The 20,595-nt window shown below is 38.9% G+C and carries 23 protein-coding genes and 1 pseudogene; 18 read left to right on the top strand and 6 right to left on the bottom strand.

Annotated features, from left to right (window positions below):
* Positions 1-500: hypothetical protein (locus tag JCM21738_RS10260; RefSeq protein ID WP_031308099.1), on the bottom strand; the 500-nt coding region annotated here is incomplete at its 3' end.
* A 251-nt stretch (positions 501-751) separates the two neighbouring features.
* Positions 752-1,555: a nuclease-related domain-containing protein gene (locus JCM21738_RS10250; protein ID WP_023626023.1), complete on the bottom strand. Its 804-nt coding sequence runs from the start codon at positions 1,553-1,555 to the stop codon at positions 752-754.
* A 147-nt stretch (positions 1,556-1,702) separates the two neighbouring features.
* Here JCM21738_RS10250 and JCM21738_RS10245 point away from each other — a divergent pair, with 147 nt between their 5' ends.
* The 9 genes from JCM21738_RS10245 to JCM21738_RS10205 all read left to right on the top strand — a co-directional run bounded on the left by JCM21738_RS10245 (position 1,703) and on the right by JCM21738_RS10205 (position 9,298).
* On the top strand, positions 1,703-2,872 hold the full coding sequence (locus JCM21738_RS10245; RefSeq protein WP_035209320.1) for a hypothetical protein: 1,170 nt from the start codon (positions 1,703-1,705) through the stop codon (positions 2,870-2,872).
* A gap of 33 nt (positions 2,873-2,905) precedes the next feature.
* On the top strand, positions 2,906-3,301 hold the full coding sequence (locus tag JCM21738_RS10240; RefSeq protein WP_023626021.1) for a hypothetical protein: 396 nt from the start codon (positions 2,906-2,908) through the stop codon (positions 3,299-3,301).
* A gap of 132 nt (positions 3,302-3,433) precedes the next feature.
* Positions 3,434-4,162, top strand: coding sequence for an endonuclease/exonuclease/phosphatase family protein (locus JCM21738_RS10235; RefSeq protein ID WP_023626020.1), 729 nt, complete (start codon positions 3,434-3,436; stop codon positions 4,160-4,162).
* Between the two features lie 205 nt (positions 4,163-4,367).
* Complete coding sequence (locus tag JCM21738_RS10230) at positions 4,368-5,384, top strand: helix-turn-helix transcriptional regulator (RefSeq protein ID WP_023626019.1); 1,017 nt, start codon at positions 4,368-4,370, stop codon at positions 5,382-5,384.
* A gap of 133 nt (positions 5,385-5,517) precedes the next feature.
* A complete protein-coding gene (locus JCM21738_RS22415; protein WP_023626018.1) occupies positions 5,518-6,132 on the top strand; it encodes a hypothetical protein in 615 nt (204 codons plus the stop codon).
* A gap of 27 nt (positions 6,133-6,159) precedes the next feature.
* Positions 6,160-6,792, top strand: coding sequence for a hypothetical protein (locus JCM21738_RS10220; RefSeq protein ID WP_023626017.1), 633 nt, complete (start codon positions 6,160-6,162; stop codon positions 6,790-6,792).
* Positions 6,793-6,936: 144 nt separating this feature from the next.
* Positions 6,937-7,680 (top strand): hypothetical protein, encoded by a 744-nt coding sequence (locus JCM21738_RS10215; protein WP_023626016.1) that lies wholly within the window; start codon positions 6,937-6,939, stop codon positions 7,678-7,680.
* Positions 7,681-7,697: 17 nt separating this feature from the next.
* Entirely contained in the window at positions 7,698-8,114 is a 417-nt protein-coding gene (locus JCM21738_RS10210) for a hypothetical protein (RefSeq protein WP_023626015.1), read from the top strand.
* A gap of 77 nt (positions 8,115-8,191) precedes the next feature.
* Positions 8,192-9,298 (top strand): PD-(D/E)XK nuclease family protein, encoded by a 1,107-nt coding sequence (locus JCM21738_RS10205; protein ID WP_023626014.1) that lies wholly within the window; start codon positions 8,192-8,194, stop codon positions 9,296-9,298.
* A 443-nt stretch (positions 9,299-9,741) separates the two neighbouring features.
* Here the strand turns inward: JCM21738_RS10205 and JCM21738_RS26935 are convergent, their stop codons facing one another.
* Both JCM21738_RS26935 and JCM21738_RS26930 read right to left on the bottom strand, forming a co-directional pair.
* Positions 9,742-10,290, bottom strand: coding sequence for a CBO0543 family protein (locus tag JCM21738_RS26935; protein ID WP_305066796.1), 549 nt, complete (start codon positions 10,288-10,290; stop codon positions 9,742-9,744).
* Positions 10,291-10,578: 288 nt separating this feature from the next.
* Complete coding sequence (locus JCM21738_RS26930; protein ID WP_305066795.1) at positions 10,579-10,980, bottom strand: CBO0543 family protein; 402 nt, start codon at positions 10,978-10,980, stop codon at positions 10,579-10,581.
* Positions 10,981-11,716: 736 nt separating this feature from the next.
* Here JCM21738_RS26930 and JCM21738_RS24345 point away from each other — a divergent pair.
* Together JCM21738_RS24345 and JCM21738_RS10190 are read left to right on the top strand one after the other, a co-directional pair.
* Positions 11,717-11,890, top strand: coding sequence for a hypothetical protein (locus JCM21738_RS24345; RefSeq protein WP_156315514.1), 174 nt, complete (start codon positions 11,717-11,719; stop codon positions 11,888-11,890).
* A gap of 65 nt (positions 11,891-11,955) precedes the next feature.
* Positions 11,956-12,432, top strand: coding sequence for a hypothetical protein (locus JCM21738_RS10190; RefSeq protein WP_148296091.1), 477 nt, complete (start codon positions 11,956-11,958; stop codon positions 12,430-12,432).
* Between the two features lie 312 nt (positions 12,433-12,744).
* Here JCM21738_RS10190 and JCM21738_RS27315 read toward each other — a convergent pair whose 3' ends face one another.
* Complete coding sequence (locus tag JCM21738_RS27315; protein WP_369385708.1) at positions 12,745-13,215, bottom strand: cytochrome P450; 471 nt, start codon at positions 13,213-13,215, stop codon at positions 12,745-12,747.
* Positions 13,104-14,000 (bottom strand): cytochrome P450 family protein, encoded by an 897-nt coding sequence (locus tag JCM21738_RS10185; protein WP_369385706.1) that lies wholly within the window; start codon positions 13,998-14,000, stop codon positions 13,104-13,106. The genes JCM21738_RS27315 and JCM21738_RS10185 overlap by 112 nt, the downstream gene beginning before the upstream one ends.
* 455 nt (positions 14,001-14,455) lie before the next feature.
* On the opposite strand from JCM21738_RS10185, the gene JCM21738_RS10180 reads away from it, so the two are divergent.
* The 7 genes and pseudogenes from JCM21738_RS10180 to JCM21738_RS10150 all read left to right on the top strand — a co-directional run bounded on the left by JCM21738_RS10180 (position 14,456) and on the right by JCM21738_RS10150 (position 20,558).
* Positions 14,456-16,036: a bifunctional metallophosphatase/5'-nucleotidase gene (locus tag JCM21738_RS10180; protein WP_023626008.1), complete on the top strand. Its 1,581-nt coding sequence runs from the start codon at positions 14,456-14,458 to the stop codon at positions 16,034-16,036.
* A 283-nt stretch (positions 16,037-16,319) separates the two neighbouring features.
* Positions 16,320-16,760, top strand: a complete 441-nt coding sequence (locus JCM21738_RS10175) for a GNAT family N-acetyltransferase (protein ID WP_023626007.1) — start codon at positions 16,320-16,322, stop codon at positions 16,758-16,760.
* Positions 16,754-17,173 carry a GNAT family N-acetyltransferase gene (locus JCM21738_RS10170; RefSeq protein ID WP_148296090.1) on the top strand — a complete coding sequence of 140 codons (420 nt, stop codon included), beginning with the start codon at positions 16,754-16,756 and terminating at the stop codon, positions 17,171-17,173. The genes JCM21738_RS10175 and JCM21738_RS10170 overlap by 7 nt, the downstream gene beginning before the upstream one ends.
* A 192-nt stretch (positions 17,174-17,365) precedes the next feature.
* A complete protein-coding gene (locus JCM21738_RS10165) occupies positions 17,366-17,971 on the top strand; it encodes a hypothetical protein (protein ID WP_023626005.1) in 606 nt (201 codons plus the stop codon).
* 360 nt (positions 17,972-18,331) lie between these two features.
* Positions 18,332-18,637, top strand: a complete 306-nt coding sequence (locus JCM21738_RS10160; RefSeq protein WP_023626004.1) for a PTS lactose/cellobiose transporter subunit IIA — start codon at positions 18,332-18,334, stop codon at positions 18,635-18,637.
* A gap of 111 nt (positions 18,638-18,748) precedes the next feature.
* Positions 18,749-20,187, top strand: a pseudogene (locus JCM21738_RS10155) (glycoside hydrolase family 1 protein).
* Positions 20,188-20,237: 50 nt separating this feature from the next.
* Positions 20,238-20,558, top strand: coding sequence for a PTS cellobiose transporter subunit IIB (locus JCM21738_RS10150; RefSeq protein WP_023626002.1), 321 nt, complete (start codon positions 20,238-20,240; stop codon positions 20,556-20,558).
* Positions 20,559-20,595: the final 37 nt, after the last annotated feature.

The raw sequence follows: 20,595 nt of genomic DNA, 5'->3' as shown, positions 1-20,595 counted from the left end.
GGATTGCTAAAAGAAAATGCGTAAACAAGACCAGCGAAATATTCAGGAACAGATAAGCTAGAACTGTTGATTTGTTGTTCATTCCCTTTTTTGTAAAAGTAACTTGTAAACCCGTCAGCTCTGACGGGGGAAATATCATATAACTTCTTGATGACTTTAGCAATTTCAGTCGTTGAATAGATAGATGGAAACTTGTTTAATTTTGCTAAGTTTATGGCTTGCTTCAAATGATTATTGGCTTGCGACTCATTTGGGGCAGTAAATGCCTGATCAATATAGCTTTTCATGTTGATAAAGTGATTCCGTATATCCACTACCCTTCCTGCTTGAGTGCAATTAATCCAATACCCATATTCCTTTAAAATAAAATCATAAAATGCATTAAGGGATCTGAATTTTTTAGTGCGTTTTTCAGGAAATAGATTTATTTCGACATCAAGGGTTTTGAAATGTGCTGCTAAAGATTCGGGAATTTTTTCAGCTAAAGATGCGCCACTCACTATTTTTCTCCTCTCCGAAAAAGTGTCACTACGATTATAGCATTATTGATATATCATTCTTTTTAAACAATAAAAATTTAGGTTGTAAATGGACCTGGTTATCTATCTTTAAAGATAAACTATTGGGAACGGTTCCATCATCTCTAGAATAGGCCCTCTGTTCATTGGTAATAGAAAAAGAAAGCAACAAGAAATTTATTGAAGGATCATTATGAGAATTTACTTTAAATGTTGTAACAAAAGAAAAGAAATTATTGAATAGTCTTTTGATGTTCATAACAAAAAACCTTCCCCTGGAACTTTTCATTTGTTAAGCAATAAGTACTAACCTTATCTGACACAGGTTTATTACAGATTGAACAAACTGCTTGAGTGGTTGTGTCTTTAGTATCAACCTTCAATGCCTGTTCATGTGTCCGTCTAATTGCAGGGTCTTTAATATCTGCATTTGAAAAGACATCGTAAATCATTGAAATCTCCCTCCCACTAAAGAGAGGTTCTTTGTGTTGTATCTTTAATACTGATACTTTCCGGTGAATGAATTCTGACAGCTCGATATCATAGACGATGAGTTCGTTTGAAGCGATTTTCCGGAAATCCAGGTCGATTTTGAATGTAGAGCGCTTAGTAAAAGAGACCATTGATATAAAGGACTCCACGTACTTTCGATCAATCAAGGGCGCTAGTGCTTTTATATGCCCATAGTTTTGAACAAAGGGATTCATCATTTTGTACTTTCCATTGACTGACCATGTTTTCCTGTCTTTCCCGCCGTAAATCGTTCCTTGATAGTTTTTCGTTTCAATCACAAATATGCCGTATGGTGTCAGCACCACATGGTCGATCTGTGAATATCCTGACTTTGCTTTTGGGTTCTTTATTAGAAGGTCACTCAAGTAGCGGCAGTCCTTTGGCAGCTGGTCTAGCTGTATATCAATCTTGTATTCTCCAATTTCTCCTTTTCTTACGGCAACCTGTTTTGGGGCGGAAGTATTCGCTTTTACAGGAGGTGCCTCTGTCTTCTGTTTCTTCAAGAAACTCAGAAATAATAACATGATCCTCTCTCCTTGCTGTTAAGTATCCTCTCTTATACTTTCGTTCTAGTACCCTCTTTCTTTAAGCTTTTATTTGATATAATGGAAAAAATAACTAATTTTCGGCTTAAGTTTAGGAACATATTTTATTGTTGAGGGATGATTTGAATGGATTTGAGGCATATACAAAAAACAATTGACCGCGCAATCAAAAATATTTGGGTAGACAAGATTTCAAAGGACCATAAGTCGTTTTATCTATTAAAAGAAGATACTTTGAAGAATGCTCTCTATTACCATTTGCGCACTGAATTGGCTAGTTTATTAGATCAGCATAATTTAAGGATTTATACGGAATTTCATCATGGTGGATTTAAAGCGGATCTAGCCATTGTAAAATTGAATGAGGATCCAGGTAACAATGATCATTTAAAAGATGACATCGAAAATGTTCTGGCAATTATTGAATTGAAGTATAAATCATGCGGTACTATGAAGTTTTTCGAAGATGATGTGCAAAAAATAAAGAACTATATAGATGCTACACCATTGGCAACTACTCAATACTATCTAGCTTTTATCCATGAGGCGGAATACGAATACATTGAAGATGACTCGTGGCTGACTCTTGAGCAACAAGTATGGGCAAAAGACCGATTAACAGAGTTATCTGGGCACTATATTGATGGTGAAATGACCTGGACAGTACTGTCGCATAATGGAATGAATGCGAATTATAGATGGGAATATCGCTTTACGAAGGATGAACTGACTAAAGCAGCATCATTTTTTAATGAAAAGAAATATTCTCATGAGTTTTACCGGCATTTCTTGGAGGTCGCTGGAAGTGCTAAGGAAGTAACCCCAGAACTTCGGGATGCGGTTAGGTATCTGATGTACTGGAAATTGGGAAAGGTATCATCGAAACAGAAACCAACAAGTGAAGTCGTAGTTATTGAAGGAAATACGTATTTTGTTTCAGGCACTACACCTCAAAATAGGTTAGCTATTGAGAAATCATTGAAAGATGAATTGTTGCAGTATGGTTTGGAGTTTCGTGATCAAAAAATTTCATATGAGCAGTTTAAGAATGAAGTGGATTCAATTACAGGAACCTCCATTGTATTGCCTACTTTCTATACTCATATTTGGCAGCCAGCTGATTACCCGATTCTAGATGTAAAAGTTTGGCGTACTTATAAATGGAATAAGGGAGAAGTCGTACTAAAACATACTAAGCCCTATTCATGGCGGCACTATGAAGAATACATTTCATTCTTTAACGGGTTGGTTGCTGATGCGGAAGAAGACTGGAGAGAATGCGATAAGGGTTTATGATGATGGGCGAAAAGTTGAAAGTGGGGATATGATATGAATCTTTCTCAGTTTTTAGCAGTTTGTAAGGATCGGCCAAATGACCCGGATGGATTTTTCTATACAGTCTATTTTGTTAACAATACAGAACAAGAAATAGAGAATCTCTCCTATGCAACAGGAGGGTTTGCCACATTTGATGATGAAGTCGTTCAGACATCCATACATGAAAAGTCTTTAGGGAAAGTGCAGCCTTATAGTGCTGTCAAAGTGGAAGAAGATGATGAAGGTGCGTTTGACTTTACCATTCAGTTTGATTTTGAGCTGAAGTTACATGACGGAGAAACCGAGAAGAAGAATTTTATGATAGGCAAATATTTAAGTGGCGGCACTAAGCCATTTGAACTTTTACCTGTATTGAGTAAGTATGGATATGCTTTTAAGAGTAAATAGAAAAAAGAAGAGACATTTTTATCGAGAGTCTATCTAGACAGTTAACTAAAAAGGCATTCCAATTGGAATAAAATATTTTAGAGGAATTAGTCATAAATAAATTTTGGGAATAAGTGTTGAAGGAGTTGTAATATGAAGTTAATTACATGGAATGCTTCAATGAGATTTAGGGATAAAATTGAAAGTATACTCCCATTCAATGCAGATATTTTAGTCATTCCAGAATGCGAGGCTCCAGAGAAATGGAGAGCTAGTAACCGCCTTCAAGAGATTAATAAATTCCTCTGGTTCGGTGACAACCTGAACAAGGGAATCGGAATATTAAATCTTAATGATAACCTTCATATCGAATTACATCCATCCTATAATAAAGAATTTCGTTATATTATTCCTTTAATCGTTACTGGTAAGCAAAGTTTCATTCTGATTGCAGTTTGGTCTCAACTTTCAAAAAGTAAATTTGATAGTTACATAGGACAAATTTTTCTGGCTTTGAATTATTATGAATCATTACTGAATGAGCCATGTATAATTGCGGGTGATTGGAACAGTAATAAACTTTTTGATCATATAAAACGGGTTGGTACTCACTCAGAGGTAGTTGACCTTCTGGACAAAGTAAACGTTAGGAGTGCCTATCATCATTTGCTTAATGAGGAACACGGTATAGAAACAATACCAACGCATTATTTTAGGAAGGACAAAGCTAGCCCATTTCATATTGATTTTATATTCGCTTCCGAATCTATTCTTAAACAGACAAGTAAGTTGGAAATTGGGTCATACGAAGAATGGATTAAGCTAAGTGATCACATGCCAATAGTCATGGAACTTAATACTAATTTGGCTATATTTGAATAAAAGACCGGGTTTCCACTTTCTCATATCCGTTTTTCACACTTAATCGTAGGATTATTTTTAGTGATTTTTTATGATTGTTCCATTACCAATGTATCATTCGGTTCAGTCAGAGAGACATGTGGACGGCTCCACTGTCTCATAGGTTTATATTAGCTAAATGAAAGGGAGAGCAACGTCATAGAAAACATAAGGGAGTGATACTTCGGTGGCTATAAATCAGGAAGATGCGATTAAGTCTAAATTATCCTCGAAACAGCGATTTATCAAATTACAAGAATTACTAAGAAAATACACAGATGAGGAAAATCAGCTTCATCTGGACCAGATTCTGGATCTCTTTTACGAAGAATACAAATTAGATGTCGGGAAGAAAGCGGTTCGTGATGATTTGAAGGAGTTGGAAGAGTCCGATTTATTTGATGTGACGGTGAACCAGGAGAAAGATGGCGTTGAGAAGTTTTATAGCCACCAGCAGCGTTTGTTTGAAATTCATGAATTACGCCTGTTGATCGATGCGGTTTCGTCTGCAAAATTTATATCTACGAAGGAAACCGAGGATCTTGTGGACAAGATTAAGCAGCTGACAAGTATTCATCAGGCTAAGCAGCTGGGGAATCGGATTGTTCTATCCGAGAATTCCAAGAATGAGAACACAAAGATCAAGTATTCGATTCATATGCTTCATACGGCAATTCTAGAAAACCGCTATATTCAGTTTAAATATGGACGATACAATCTGCAAAAGAAGTTCAAACTGAGCAATAACGGTAATTTTTATCAGCTGAAGCCGTATGCATTGGTGTGGCATAATAACTTTTATTATTTGATTGGTGAATATTTGCCTACAGCAGAAATTCGCCACTACCGGGTTGACCGGATGAGGGAGGTTGTAGCCCAGGAGGACACCTTTGTTCCGGATCCAGGATTTGATGTCTCGAAGTACTCCAAAAAATTGTTTCATATGTATTCCGGGGAAGAAGCGCTGGTCGAGATCGAGTTTAACGCGGCTTTAATCAATGTCGTGATTGACCGTTTCGGGCGCGGAGTGAATGTTCGTCCGGTCGGGGAAGATAAATTCCGGATCTCCACACAGGCCATTATCAGCGATGGCCTCGTCAGGTGGCTGATGACCTGGGGCAGCGATGCCAAGGTCCTGACTCCACCGACACTCGTGGGTAGAATTAAAGAAGAGGTTGAAAAGTTTTATAAAGTTTACCAGTAACACCTGCATTTTCGCAGGTGTTTTTCTTTTTTGCTTGGTACCCTTCCCGTTTTTGGAAAGGGTGACCGAAAATATCGATGTACAATGAGCTCATAAAACAATAAAGCTTTAAAACAAGGAGGAGGAATTTGAAATGAGAAAAATGTTGATGGTTTTGGGAGCTGTTTTTCTAATGGTAATGCTGGCTGCATGTGGAGCGGATAAGGCAACGGATGAACTGGAAAAGAAAGATACGAACAAAGCTGAAGCTAAGACAGGGGACCAGGCAGCAAAAGCTGAGGAGGACCAGGAACCTGAGGAAGAAGAAAAGGCAGAGGATATTTGGACGTATTACGATAATGCAAAATGGTCGGACGATTATAATGGGTTAAAACTTGAAGTTCAAAAGGTTGTTGTAAGTGATAAAGCTCCAACTATGGAAGATGAGAATGCAAACGCTTCTGCCGTCGGAGTAAAGTTCAGGATGGAAAACACGACGGATGGAAAGTTCACTTTTTATCCAGACCAGGCTGTATTAGTTACGAGTACAGGTGAACAGATCGACATGCCTGATATGTGGGTGTCTGATTCTATTGGAGGAGAAATCGACAAAGGTGTTATTAAGGAAGGGAACATTATTTGGTACCTGGAACGAGGCAATGCCGAAGCTATTGAATGGATAAAGATGAGTTTTACTGGACATCAGGGTGCCGATGACAATTTTGAAGCTGAGACAAAGGAATATGAATTCGAAATTAAATTAAAGTAGAAAATTTAACATTAGGAGGAGATTTACATGAAAAAACTAATAATTGTTTTACTTTTAACTCTTAGCGCTTTGCTTGCTGCTTGTTCATCAGAAGGAGAAGTAAGTGAGCAAGGAACTAAAAAGGAACAGAATGGCAAAGAGGAGAAAGCAAAATCAGAAGATGAAGGCTCAGTCGAAGTGGATAAAGGACTTTTTAACGTGGAAGTGACCCTGCCTGCGTCAATGTTTGAAGGAGAAGACATTGACAGTGCCATCGAAGAAGCGAAAGCGGAAGGTGTCAAGGAAGTCATCAAAAATGATGATGGATCCATCACCTACAAGATGTCCAAGTCTGAACATAAAAAAATGATGAAGGAGCTTGAAACAGGCATCCAGGAATCACTAGAAGAAATGAAGACGAGTGGTGACTTTGCTTCAATCAAAGATGTGACTCACAATAAAAACTACTCTGAATTCACACTGGAAGTAGATAAAGCAACCTATGAAAATAGCATGGATGGCTTTGCTGTCTTCGGCCTTGGTATATCGGGAGTCTATTATCAGCTGTTCAATGGAGCTAAAGAGGATGATTATAAGGTCACGATTAATGTTAAGGACCAAGCAACCGGCGAGGACTTTGATCAGATTGTGTTCCCTGATGATATGGAAGAGAATGAGTAAATTTAGCGGGGAGATGCACTTGTCTTTGTCTTGAAACTTGGCAGGTGCTTTCTCTTTTTAGGATGTACATGGTCGAATGGGAGTTTTTGGGCCTATCTATCATGTATAATTGATTACAACTTAAAAACTTGGGGGTAAACAGTTTTGGCAATCGCAGCTTTTTCAAAATTTGATAATTTTAAAGAGAAAATTCAATCCTTATCACTCCCAATGGAGGATGAGGCTCTCATCAGTGAGCCATTTTTGCTGGACAAGGATGAGAAGAAGCAACTGGAAATCTATTATGCACCCTTTGAACATGTGAATGAGCATGCTCAGGTGGTGATTGCGGGGATCACTCCTGGCTTGCATCAAATGAAAAAATCCTATTCAACAGTGCTGGATTTTAAAGGCCAGGAAACTGACAACGAAACGATTCTGCATGAAGTGAAGAAAAACTCGAGCTTTGAGGGTCCGATGAGGAATAATCTGATTACGATGCTCGATGAACTGAATTTACATAAACATCTTGGACTGTCATCATCCAGCGAATTGTTTGGAGAGGCAAGCAGCCAGGTACATACGACATCTGTCATCACCTATCCTGTTTTTCACAAAGGTAAGAATTACAGCGGCTCAATTCCGAACATCCTGAAGACCGAATTGCTGAGGGGCTATATCCTTCAAGGATTCGCAAGGGAAATGGAAAGTCTGAAGAATCCATTGATCATTCCATTGGGAGTCAACGTTGAAAAGGTGCTTGAATTTCTGGCTGCCAGCAATCGCCTTGCACCTGAAAGCATCCTAAGTGGTTTTCCGCACCCTTCGGGAGGGAATGGTCATCGCCATCGCCAGTTTGCTGAAAATAAAGCTGCGATGGAAAACACTTTGCAATCGTATTTCAAATAATAACGGAGGTGCCTCGTATGAAGCAATATTTGAAGATTTTTGTGCATACGGAAATCAATCGTGTAAACCGGCTGCTTGAAGAAGGCTGGGAGCTGATTGACACTAGCAAAGTCTTGTATCCAGATGGGGGTGAAGGAATGGAATACCACCTCGGACTGCCGGCTGAAACTAGGGTCAAGCAGCTGATGGAAATCATCAGGATGTATGAGAAGTACGGCTTTAAAAGCGACCTAATCCATGATTTTGCGGAGTCGAAAAAGGAGGACCTCCTCAGCTATACAACCGAACCGGAATTGGATATGCCAGAAACCCCGGTCACCAGGTTCCTCACGCTTTACGAAGAAGCCGTGAACGGGAAAAGTGTAAAGTACTATAAAAGAAAAATGCATCCTTTTAATGATCCGGCATTAGATTACATGGATATAGATATGTAAGATGATTAAAACTTTTGGTTCCCTGGCTGAAGGTCTGTACATCGGTCAGGGGACTAGTTTTTATTGGAGGGAATCAATTGAAGCCTAATTTATTTTTTTACTCAACCTCTGAACTGTCACAGGATGCATTTCTTTGCTGGATGTTTGCCCACGTTCAGATGAAAACAAATGATATTGTTGAAAAAGTGGGAAGGGACTTTATCAGCCATATCCTGACTCAGTATCAGATCTTCAGTCCAAAGTTTGATCTTATCGCATTTCAACATTATGAAATTAAGGTCGACAGGCAAATTAATAATATTGACATCCTATTAACCTTGATAGCCGGATCGAAAATTACATATATCATCATTGAAGATAAAATCCTCAGCGGCGAAAGCAAGGAAAAGCAACCAGAATTTTACCGTGATCAATTGAAAAAGAGCGCAGGTAATTCGACCATTATTCCTGTTCTATTTAAAACGGGTTATTCCACAATAGAAGAACAAGCACGATTCAAAAACAGGGAAGTGGTTTTTCTCGGATATAACGATATACATAATATTTTTTCAGCCTATGGGGAAGAGGTCAAGGAAGATCTGCTGTTGAATGATTGGTGGGTGAATTTTAATGAGAAATACTATACACCTATTGCATATGCACAGGCCTATACGTTGAATCCTGCTCTAACGCTTAAAGAGATTGCTGAACTGAGTCGGAAAACAGCATACCCCGAAAGAATTATTTTTCAAAAAATAACAGACACTTTGTTTCAGGACATAACGGATGTTCAAACGAAAACTTTTAGTGTGCAAGGAAAAGGGCATGTCGATTGGCATTTTGAAATCTTCAAGAAAAACTGGATGGACGAAGACAAGAACATCTCGGTAAGCATCTATTTTATTTGGGACACCTATAATTTTTCGCTTGTCATCAAAACTGCCCCAAGACCGTACAAACCCTTGAAAAAACTTACAGTCGATGAACTTAGCATCTATACAGAGGCAAAGCAAACCATTCAAAATCGTTTGAAACAGAATCAACAAATACACTGGAAACTAACAAACTACTATCTTCAAGTTGCTCAAATGCAGGAAGTGAATAATATTTCTTTAAATGATTTGAAATTTAGGATCAATAATGAAATAGCTAAGGTTATCGGGGAAATTGATAATATTATGACAGATAAAGCGCCAGTGGTATAGAGCTGTATTGGAGATGTGGGACTTGGAACAAAAGGTAGTTATTGTGAAAATTGCGGATCTATATTGATTGATGATGCTTGGGAGACAGTCAATTTTCATGAAGATGGCTCGATGACTCTAGATAGTTTTGCAGCCCATGTGTGCAAGAAGCAATGTGGATTCTATATAAGGATTCAGCAATGAGGATTGTTGCATTGGAAACTCTCTTACCAATCGGAGACTCAGGGAGACTTAGGGACGGTTCTCTTGTCCCATTCGGGAGTCGAAATAAAAGCTGAATGGTGCTTAGATAACCTAAGGGGAGCTAAATAATGCTTCCCTTTAAATTTGATTAGAGACATACAGGTGGGATTTGTTCTGTAATTTATTAACCAGGAAACAGGGATTTTCGGGACACAAGAACCGCCCCATGTCCCCATGATTAATAAAAAAACGCCAATAAATTATTCTTCAAAAAAGTCATACTCACTTTTCGTGTCTGCAGTTGGGCTAATTTTTTTATCTAAGAAACGAATAAGCTTAATGGTTCTATTGACTAGGATAAAAGTAAACGAAAGGACTGCAAATGTGATATAGCTGTTCCAGCCTTTGTGATACTCGACTAAACTCGTATTCTTTTCTAGCCAGCTCTCCATCAATGTCATTGGCGCACTGAAGAGAAAAACGCTTAAGACCGTTTTTACTGTCTGCATTTTATAAGTAAATTGATTGTACATAACACATGATAAAGGAAACAGTATGTATAGAAACACTATATTGGAGTCAAAAAGCTTAGGGAAATAACGATGCGGATATTTCACATATTTTCTTTTTATTATAGGTCCATCGATGATCGTGGATACTAAAGTTTTAATGAAAAAAATGAGAAACCAGTCCTTTGTGTCACCTTTTCTTCGTAATAAAAAAATAAACTTCCGCCAACGCCAGCTAAAGTAAACAGGTTTAATAATGTCCGGTCTTTCATAGAATACACCCCTTTCAAAAAAAGACACCTATGATAAAAATATTATTAGAAGAAGGAACATGAGTTATACAAAAAATAATAAAAACAGCCTGAACGGGTAAAGTGATCACTGTCAGGCATGGTTATCATTTAAAGAGACACGGGGACGGCTCCAGTGTCTTGTGGATATGCAATTTTGTGCGACAGCGGAACTGTCCCTGCAGCCCTTTTTATTTTCTTTTCCGCAGTTTCTTTAAGTACAGGCCCATACCTATGTATATGCTTAAAAGTAAAAAAATAAATAATGGGGTGGATAGAGAATCCATCGCATCACCTTCTATTTCAAGTCGTGTAACGCTGGATGAAAAAACAAAAGGAGAATCGCAATAATTGGTGCAGATACCAGGAATGCTGCCAGAGCGTTTTTGTAGTGGATTCTAATCACAGTAAAAGTAATAATGTTAAACAATACAGACCACCAGCCGTTCCAGCCATTTTCATAAACAAACAAACCCTTTGCCTCAAATAGATATTCTATGACAGAGAAATATGCTACCCAGATCATCAAGTACAAAAATCCTCTTACCTTTTCTTTTGGGAAATATTCTAGGTAAAGCATCAATACGACAGGGACAATGAAGAATGTAAAAGCAATCTCGATTAGCGTGTGATTTAACCAAGCTACTGTAACGGCTTTATACCTCCATAAAGTATGTTGATAAAAGAGGAAGTTATACAATAAATTACATATTATATAGAACTGGATCGTAGGGTAGTATTCTTTCCACCTTTTCCAATTAACGAATTTTTTGCAAAAACAATATAAACGACAATAACTAATAATAAATACATGTTCATAAACCTCTACTGACTTTTTATTAGAATTCTCTCCAAAAAGAATCTGCCTTAGACTCGTTGTGAGACACTTCGCGTGTCTGGCGTTTCAATAGCTGTGTGATAAAGGGACGGTTCCAAGAGGGACAGAGGATGGTTCTCATATCCCGAAAACTTGAAATATGTTTCCTGTTTACCGATATAAAGTTCAGATACGAAGGTTATTTATTATTAGTAAAGTGCTCAGCGAATTGGAGAATATGATTCCGAATTTGAGGGGAACTAAGCTGCTTAGCGTATTCAGTATAGACAGGATCTCTTGAAGCGGAATGAGGATCAAAAGCAATTATTCTTTATCATAAACGGGTGATGAGAAGAGCATGGGGATGTACCTTGTGCTCCTCTTTTTTCATCAGATATGTGGGATAAGGGGGGATTAGGGTTAATTATTAGTTAAAATATGTAAATTTATGAGACAGCAGAACCGTCCCTCTGTCTCACCTTACCTACTTAATTTAAGTTTTAATTTGATATAATGGAAAAAATAACTAATTTATAACTTGAGATTAAGAAGTTATCTTTATTATTGAAGAAGTGATTTTCTGAATCCTTTTTCTAATTAAAAGAAAAGAGGTTTGTGTATGGGGAGAAAAAATATCTTTGTTGGTGTTTTAGTCGTTTTGTTGATTGTTGGAAGTTGGTTGGTGCATCAGAAAATGACAGATGAAACTTACTTGGGGATGTCCATTATTCCCGAGCAGAACGAAGATATTCCCTTATATAAAGGTTGGAGCCTACAAGAACGCATTACGTAATAGAAGGAGATCATTGGCAAGACATTTATGATTTTTACTTTAAGGAACTCCCTTCGCTCGGATGGGTGAAGGAATATAGTGATTCCGCGCTTGATGATAATGATTCGGAAAATGATTGGGGAGGATTTTATTCACGCTGGACCAAAGAGGGGTTCGTTGGAGAACTGAGCGTTAGTGCTTCGTATAATCAGTATGAAAATCAAACGCAAGTAATGTTTGACCAAACTCCGATTCACCATTCTACTAAGTGGATAAATGAAGTTCCAGCTAGTCTCTGTATTTATGATAATTTAAATGATGAAGGCTGCGTGGTATTGGATGACCATGAAATAATACAAAAGATTGTAGGATTCATTAATGATGCTATCGATTGGGAAGGGGAATCTCCAAAAGTACAAAAAACCGGTGCCATTGTTATTGGAGAGAAGACCATAAAAGTTCTTTATGGAGGTGAAATTGAACTCTATTTTCAGTCGGAAATTGGCCTAAAGTTGATGAAGGCAGAACCTGAATTTTTTGAAATGACAGGATTGAATAATTGATAATTTGTTTGGTTGGCGTAAAAATAGTTGAGTGTTCAAAACGATAGGGGGAGCAAGGGGAAGTACCTTTTGCTGCCTTTTCGTGATTGATTTTTAGAAGCAAAAGGCCCGTCTCACTGCTTCTCAAGAAGAAGCAGTGGGGAGCTTTAGCGATCACAATTAGATATGAACAAAAAGCAATGGAGAAATTAGTTCCATTGCTTTTTCAATTATAAGCCGTTTTTTCATTATAAAAGTATTGGGAATCAACTGTAAATTTTCGGTAGGGTTATGTTATCGTCAACTAGCTTCTTTAATAATTGTCGAAGGAAATTATTTTCTTTTTACGCCTGCCAGCTTCATTTTACTCTCAGGAAGGCTTGGAATATCGTTCATGCTGTAGCTTAGGTCCTGCTTCGGGACTGTATACTTTAAATGATTGACTAAGTAATCAACTGCCACTCTAAGAATATCCACCGTCATCCACTCTCCAGCACAGCGGTGGCCGATCTCATATTCGCCTCCGCCTTGAGGGATAAAATCAAACGGACTGCCGGACCAAGACAGAAAACGGTCAGGAGCAAATACCTCTGGTTGCTCCCATTCTTCCGGATGATGGTTGGTACCGTATAAATCCAGGAGAGTAAGGGTGTTTTTTTTAAACAAATAGCCCTTCCATTCGAAATCCTTTTTTACTCGAGCAGCCGTAAAAGGGAAAAACGGATAAAACGACGCACTTCCTGGATGAAGCGCTGTTGTTCTTCCTTGCCTCCATTTTTCACTTTCGCGGCTTCTTCTGGATATTGATAAACAGCCAAGGCAGTGAAATCTACATAGACAGAGATCGCTACAATTGGCCGCAGTAAATTTAATAGTTCAACAGCCACAATAGATGGATCTAGTAATTCTCCATTTAGATCTTTATGAAAAGAAAACTGATAAAGAGCTCGCTGCTCATTCGGATAAATTTCTTTGGCACGGACCTTCTCCACTAATGCTTCTAGCCATTCTTCTGCTTTTGAGCGGGACCGACGTGCCTGCCAGTGTTTCCAGCCAATACTCGCCGCGCCTTCAAACATGTCGCTCAGATCGTCTGTCCACTCCTTCAATTCATCGTTTTGAAGCGGAACTCCCGTCCATTCGAAAGCGGTTTCCGTCAACATTTTTTTCACTTCATGATAAAGGACGATTTCCTCTTCCGCTTCCCAACTCTTGCTATAACGCTCCCACTTTTCTGCAAAAATTGCCTGGACTTCATTAAGCGACTCTTTAGACATCAAGGACATGAACATGGATTTTCTGTTCAGGTGATGCTCGCCATCCAGACCTTGGACGCCACCTTCACCGAATAAAGTTTTCTGCGCGAGTTTAGGGGCCGCATTTTCGCGTTTGAAACGGTCATTGTCATAAAAAATCTCCGCCGCTTCTTTTCCGATCAGACAAATGCCGGTTTCCCCTAAAAGGTTTGTTTCGAAAACGGGAGTGCCGTACTTATCACTCCGGTTCATTATGTATTGATAGCCTTCCCTGAGGAGGCGGAAGTTCTCAACCAATCCTGTCTCTTTCGGCATTTCTTTGTGCTCTGTCATTTTTCTTCCCCCTTTATAATAAAATCCCCTTTTCTATATACACTTCTTGAAGCAGCCAAACGGTTCCCCGCCCTCCTTGGGGGCATGTGGAAGTACCTATGCTTCTCTTTTTATCAGAGAAGTGGGAAAAGGGGGATTATGAAGAAGATTCTTCCGTTGATGAGTGAATCAAGATATATGTAATTTGTTCATGGATCTGAATCTTCATTCAAGTAAATAGTTTTCTACAGTGAGAAAATCAACTATATAGTGAAAAGTCCGAGCTTCTTAACGATAAAGGTATCTAGAAATCTCTGGTGTTATATAAATTATGGGGCTGTTTGCGACACGAGAACCGTTCCTGTGTCTGTGCCTCAAGGTTAAATCATCTATTCGCCAAATTAATTTTGTTTGCTGGAGAGAAAGTGGTAATTTGAATATATTCAATCAACTGATTTATTTACCCGGAGGTTTTTATGAAGGAGATAAAGGCAGGGACGAAGCTGGTTATATTGGAGACAAGTGATCTTCATGGTTCGATTTTTCCCATTCATTATGGGACGAACGAGAATGTGCCACAAGGACTCTCATATGCAGCAACAGTTATTAAGAAGCATAGGAAGCAGGAAGAAAATCTCCTTGTGATTGATAACGGCGATTTGATTCAGGGAACTCCGCTGGCCTATCATTTTGTGAAATATGGAGGCAATCTCCCTAATCCGATGATCAAGGTCCTGAATGAGCTAGAATATGATGCGGCCGTCATCGGGAATCATGAGTTCAATTATGGAATGAATATCCTAAATCGGGCAGTGAGCGAGTCGGATTTTCCATGGCTGTCAGCCAATATTGTTTACTCGTCAACTGGCACTCCAAAATTCGGGGCTCCCTATATGGTGAAAAAGTTTGACAGTGGGTTGAAAGCAGCGGTTCTTGGGCTGACCACTCACTATATCCCGAATTGGGAGAACCCTAAACATATTCAGGGATTAAGGTTCGAGGATGCACTTTTGACCGCGAAAAAATGGGTCAATTACATACATGAAAAGGAAAAGCCGGATATATTGATCCTTGCTTACCATGGCGGTTTTGAGCGGGATCTTGAAACAGGCCGGGAAACGGAGAACCAAACAGGGGAGAACCAGGCGTATCGGATTTGTCATGAAGTTGAAGGAATCGATCTCCTGCTTACAGGGCATCAGCATAGAAAAATAGCCGGGGAGCTGAATGGTGTGACCGTCCTGCAGCCAGGATTTAACGGCAAACAGATCGGCAAGGCAACTATTTCATTCGTGAAAGATGACGGGAGATGGAAGATTGTCGATAAGATGGCTGAGATCATGGAGCTTGAAAATGAGGAGCCGGATGAAAGCATCCTGACACTTGTTGAAAAATATGAACAGGAAACACAGAGTTGGCTAGATCAGACACTTGGAACAATTGTAGGGAACATGGAAGTCACAGACCCGATCGACTTACGGACGAATGAACATCCCCTAATTGAGTTCATCAATAAAGTTCAGATGGAGGCAAGTGGCACGGCTATTTCAAGTACCGCCCTGTTCCATAATGAGGCACCAGGCTTTAGCAAGCATGTAACAATGCGTGAAATTGTTTCAAACTATGTATACCCCAATACGCTTACTGTAATCAGGATTTCAGGCCAGGATATGAAGGATGCTCTTGAGCGGTCGGCCAGTTATTTCATCGTCGATAACGGTGAAATCGCTGTAAATCCAAGCTTCTCTGAGCCCAAGCCACAGCATTACAACTATGATATGTGGGAAGGTATTGACTATGTCCTCGATATTAGAAAACCAGTTGGACAAAGAGTGGTTAAGCTCACTCATAAAGGTCATGATGTAAAACCAGAAGAAGAGTTTGAGGTAGTGATGAACAATTACCGTGCCGGAGGCGGAGGCGATTATACAATGTTCAAAAACAAAACCATCATAAAAGAAATCCAAACCGCCATGACCGAACTCCTCGCAAACTACTTTCTCAAACATAACACCGTCAAAGCAACTGTGAATCACAATTGGAAGGTGATTTGGTAAGACACAAGAACGGCCTTTGTTTTTTGTATTATCGACTAGGAGCAGGAGCATGGGGACGTACCTTGTGCTTCTCTTTTTTTAACAGAGAGAAGATTCTTCGATTGATAGGAAGTTAGGTATGTAGAATCATGAGACGGGAGAACCTTCCTGGTGTACCTTTTAGAAACAAACAAAACGTAAAGGGAATTTATGTTAATATTTATATGCAGGAAACTAGCAGGTTTGTAGAATAAAGCATCAATTTATAAATTAATGGTGCAAAGTTTTTAGGGAGAGTTGCAAAATGAAATTCCGCATTGGCAATGAAGTAAACGAAAGTAAAAAAAGCCATGTTAATCACAAACTTTATGAATATAATTTAAGACATTTTCCTGAAGATTTAAGAGGAAGGTATCGAGAAGTAAATCTCTTTTTACTAGATGAGGGTGAGAATGTTCGTGGGGGCATTTTGGGAGAGATATGTTGGAACTGGCTGGAAATACATACGCTTATGATCGATGAAGATATCCGTGGCTTAGGATATGGAACTAAATTGTTAGTAGAAATGGAGCAAGTCGCCATAGAGAGCGAATGTGATTTTATAAAGGTGGATACTCTGAGCTTTCAGGCGCTGGATTTTTATCAAAGTAACGGTTATTCCGTTTACGGTACTTTGGACAATGTGGGAAGAGATTTCAAGCATTTCTATTTAAAGAAGGATCTCATAAGAGGGGAAGCATTGTGAAGATAGTCGAGGCACAGATAACGGATTTAGACGCGATTGTACAAGTAGATCGTCAAGTTATAGGGAATACGAGCAGAAGAGATTTTATTGAGAAAGCCATTAAGCAAGGTCGTTGTATTCTAGTGAATGAAAACGAGGATGTTGCTGGATTTCTGATCTATGATACTCAATTTTTTGAATGTACTTTTATATCCTTGATTATTGTTTCTCCTGCAAAGAGACGAAAGGGATATGCCAGTCAAATGATGAATTATCTGGTTCGTACTTCTCCTACTGAGAAAATTTTCTCGTCTACAAATCGTTCTAACGAGACCATGCAGAAAGTATTTGAAGCGAATGGATTTGTCGAGAGTGGTATAGTCGAAAACTTGGATGAAGGCGACCCTGAAATAATCTACTTTAAGATAAAATAATGGGAGCATGGGGACGTACCTCGTGCTCTTTTTTGCGTGGGGGAAAAGGAGGGGGGCCAGGAAGAAGATTCTTTTATTAGTGAGACATAGGAACAGTTCCCTCGTCCCGAAGACTTGAAATATGTTTCCTATTTGCCGATATAAAATGCAATCACAAACGTTTTTTATTAATAGTAAAAGAGGGAGTAATCCATGTTTTGGTTCTTTATCGGAATATTTTTTGCGAATTTGTTATTAGGTTTGATGCAAGCGCAAGTATGGCTAGTTATTTTGGTTAATTTAGTTATTTTCTTAGTTTCTATGTTTAAAAGTTTCTATCCTGTTCTTTTTGAGAAGGATCCGGATAAGATCATGTCCTTTATGAAAAAATCGAAGCAGCCGCAATTTCAATTTTATTATTATTTTTTCAATGATCAGTTGGATGAGGCGGAGGACAAGCTGCATAAAATTAAATCTCCTTTTTATCAAAAGCTGAATCATGTGAATCTGCTTGGCAAAAGGAAACAGTATGATGAAGCGGAAGAGATGGCGAGAGGGTTAAAGGACAATATGTATAAATGGTATTCCCTTGCCGGGATTGCGATTGAGCAAGGAAATCGTGAATCGTATAGAAATTATAAGGAAAAAGTGAGGAATCCTTTTTATCGAAGGCTATTGGAATTAGAGGAAATGGTCCATGATGGGAAGAAGGAAATGGTGCTCGCTGAATTGGAGAGCATGATTCCGAATCTCAGGGGATTAAAGTTGCTTAGCGTGATTCAGTATAAGCAGGATCTCTTGAAGCGGAATGAGGATTAAAAGCAGAAGAGCATGGGGAGCATGGGGACGTACCCTGTGCTCCTCTTTTTTTATCAGAGATGTTCAAAAAAGGGGAAGATTAGGGAGAAGATTCCTCGGTTTATAATAAGCAGAGATATGTGAAATTTCAGGACGGCATAACCGTCCTTTTGTCTCTTAATTTAAGTGTCTATTTTTTGGACGCAATGTTTTCCGTTGCACTAAGGAAAGACTCTGTGTTAAGAAGAAAACGTTTTCGTATTATTATATGGTTAAGCAGTTGAGATAAAGAAGAGGTAAAGGTTAATGGGTGTTTCAATCGTCACACCTAATTAATCGGGCTTTCCTCAAATATATAAATTTAAACTAAGGATGATTATGATGAACGTAGAAGAAGTCAGTTTTCAAATTATTTTAAATGGTGGGAATGCCCGAAGTTTAGCAATGGAAGCAATTAATATGGCTAAAACGGGAGAGTTTGAGCAGGCTGAACAAAAAATTGAAGAAGCAAATTCAGACATGACAAAAGCCCATCGCTTCCAAACACAGCTTATTCAAGGCGAAGCTCGCGGGGAAACTGTAGAAATTCGCTTATTGCTGATTCACGCACAGGACCATCTGATGAATGCGATTACTGTTATTGACATGGCGAAAGAAATAATTGAACTCCATAAAAAAATAAAATAACTGAACAATTTGTCACACTTCGATTTTTCCTTCAAATCAAGAGAAAATGGAGTGCCGTGGCAACCATATCAATAGATCAACGTGATTTATACAAAAGGAGAGGTTTGCTGAATGATACATGAAAATCTTAAGCCATTTCCAGAAAACTTTTTATGGGGTGCGGCTTCAGCAGCTTATCAAGTTGAAGGTGCATGGAACATCGACGGAAAAGGATTATCCAATTGGGATAAGTTTGTACGTATTCCAGGTAAAACATTCAAGGGAACAAATGGTGATGTAGCAGTGGATCATTACCATCGCTACAAGGAAGATATTGCTTTGATGGCTGAAATGGGCATGAAGACGTACCGTTTCTCTGTAGCTTGGACGCGTATTTTTCCAAATGGAAAAGGTGAAGTGAATCAAAAAGGGCTTGAGTTTTATAGTGACTTGATTGATGAGTTGATCAAACATAAGATTGAGCCGATTTTAACCATCTATCATTGGGATTTGCCACAGGCGCTTCAAGATGAGTATGGTGGCTGGGAATCAAGACAGATTGTCGAGGATTTCAAAAACTATAATATTACATTGTACAAAGCGTTTGGAGATCGAGTGAAGTATTGGGTTTCTTTAAATGAACAAAATATTTTCACAAGACTCGGCTATCAAAATGCCATGCATCCGCCTGGCGTAAAAGATGATAAGTTATTTTACCAAGTGAACCATCATGCCAATTTGGCAAATGCCATCGCGATCAAAGAGTTCCGTAAATACGTTCCAGATGGAAAAATTGGTCCAAGCTTTGCGTATTCCCCAGCGTATGCGGCAACATCAAAGCCTGAGGATCTTCTGGCTGCGGAAAATGCAGAGGAATTCACCAATCATTGGTGGATGGATGTATATGCAAGGGAGAATATCCAAAAGCGACATGGAATTACTTGGAGCGCAAAGGGATTGCTCCACAAGTAGAAGAAGGCGATTTTGCTTTATTAAAAGAAGGAAAGCCTGATTTCATGGGGGTGAATTATTACCAGTCCACTACCTATGAGAAAAACCCATTAGATGGGGTTACCATGGAAGGCACATTCAACACTACTGGTAAAAAGGGAACGATGCAGGATACAGGGATCCAAGGGCTCTTTAAAACGGTTGCGAATGAAAACCTTGAGAGGACAAATTGGGATTGGAGTATTGACCCGACCGGTTTACGCATTGGTCTGCGAAGAATAACAAATCGCTATGGCTTGCCAATCTTAATAAGTGAAAACGGCCTTGGTGAATACGACCGTGTAGAAGAAGACGGTACGATTAATGACGATTACCGTATTGAATATATCCAGACACATTTAAAAGCAGTCCAGGAAGCGATTACAGATGGTGTGGAAATGATCGGCTATTGCGTCTGGTCATTTACGGATCTGCTCAGTTGGTTAAATGGATATCAGAAGCGCTACGGATTCGTCTATATCAACCAGCATGAAGAGGGTGAACACGACCTTCGCCGTGTGAAAAAGAAAAGCTTTTACTGGTACAAAGAAGTGATTGAAAGCAATGGAAAAAGTCTTTAACGATCAGGAATCAAAAAACTAAATATCTTAATTAAATGGAGGAATTCAACATGAAAAAAGCGTTAATTATTTGTGCAGCTGGTATGTCATCTTCTTTAATGGCGAAAAAGACAACGGAATTTTTGAAAACAAAAGGCCACGAAATTGAAATCGATGCCATTTCTGCTCATGAAGCTGGCAAGGCAGTTGAAAAGGGTGATTTTGATTTATTCTTGATCAGCCCGCAAACAAAGATGCATTATCAAAAATTCAAAGAAGCTGGTGATCGTGCAGGAAAACCAGTTGAGAACATTCCGCCGCAAGCATACGTTCCAATTCCAATGGGCATTGAAAAATTAGCCAACTTGGTCTTGGAGAAAGTTTCAAATTAATAGGGTTATCTTTAAATGATAATGAAGCGGGATAAAT

Origin of the sequence: Mesobacillus boroniphilus JCM 21738 (assembly GCF_000517385.1) — a bacterium.
GTDB classification, from domain to species: domain Bacteria; phylum Bacillota; class Bacilli; order Bacillales; family Cytobacillaceae; genus Mesobacillus; species Mesobacillus boroniphilus.
Note: the sequence above shows the minus strand (reverse complement) of the source record. Positions and strands in the feature narration are given on the sequence as shown.

Bases quoted from the DNA above. Each gene is read 5' to 3' on its own strand.
- JCM21738_RS10250 (WP_023626023.1), bottom strand. From the start codon at position 1,555: ATGTTATTATTTCTGAGTTTCTTGAAGAAACAGAAGACAGAGGCACCT.
- JCM21738_RS10245 (WP_035209320.1), top strand. From the start codon at position 1,703: ATGGATTTGAGGCATATACAAAAAACAATTGACCGCGCAATCAAAAAT.
- JCM21738_RS10240 (WP_023626021.1), top strand. From the start codon at position 2,906: ATGAATCTTTCTCAGTTTTTAGCAGTTTGTAAGGATCGGCCAAATGAC.
- JCM21738_RS10235 (WP_023626020.1), top strand. From the start codon at position 3,434: ATGAAGTTAATTACATGGAATGCTTCAATGAGATTTAGGGATAAAATT.
- JCM21738_RS22415 (WP_023626018.1), top strand. From the start codon at position 5,518: ATGAGAAAAATGTTGATGGTTTTGGGAGCTGTTTTTCTAATGGTAATG.
- JCM21738_RS10220 (WP_023626017.1), top strand. From the start codon at position 6,160: ATGAAAAAACTAATAATTGTTTTACTTTTAACTCTTAGCGCTTTGCTT.
- JCM21738_RS10210 (WP_023626015.1), top strand. From the start codon at position 7,698: ATGAAGCAATATTTGAAGATTTTTGTGCATACGGAAATCAATCGTGTA.
- JCM21738_RS24345 (WP_156315514.1), top strand. From the start codon at position 11,717: ATGGGGAGAAAAAATATCTTTGTTGGTGTTTTAGTCGTTTTGTTGATT.
- JCM21738_RS10185 (WP_369385706.1), bottom strand. From the start codon at position 14,000: ATGACAGAGCACAAAGAAATGCCGAAAGAGACAGGATTGGTTGAGAAC.
- JCM21738_RS10180 (WP_023626008.1), top strand. From the start codon at position 14,456: ATGAAGGAGATAAAGGCAGGGACGAAGCTGGTTATATTGGAGACAAGT.
- JCM21738_RS10175 (WP_023626007.1), top strand. From the start codon at position 16,320: ATGAAATTCCGCATTGGCAATGAAGTAAACGAAAGTAAAAAAAGCCAT.
- JCM21738_RS10165 (WP_023626005.1), top strand. From the start codon at position 17,366: ATGTTTTGGTTCTTTATCGGAATATTTTTTGCGAATTTGTTATTAGGT.
- JCM21738_RS10160 (WP_023626004.1), top strand. From the start codon at position 18,332: ATGAACGTAGAAGAAGTCAGTTTTCAAATTATTTTAAATGGTGGGAAT.
- JCM21738_RS10150 (WP_023626002.1), top strand. From the start codon at position 20,238: ATGAAAAAAGCGTTAATTATTTGTGCAGCTGGTATGTCATCTTCTTTA.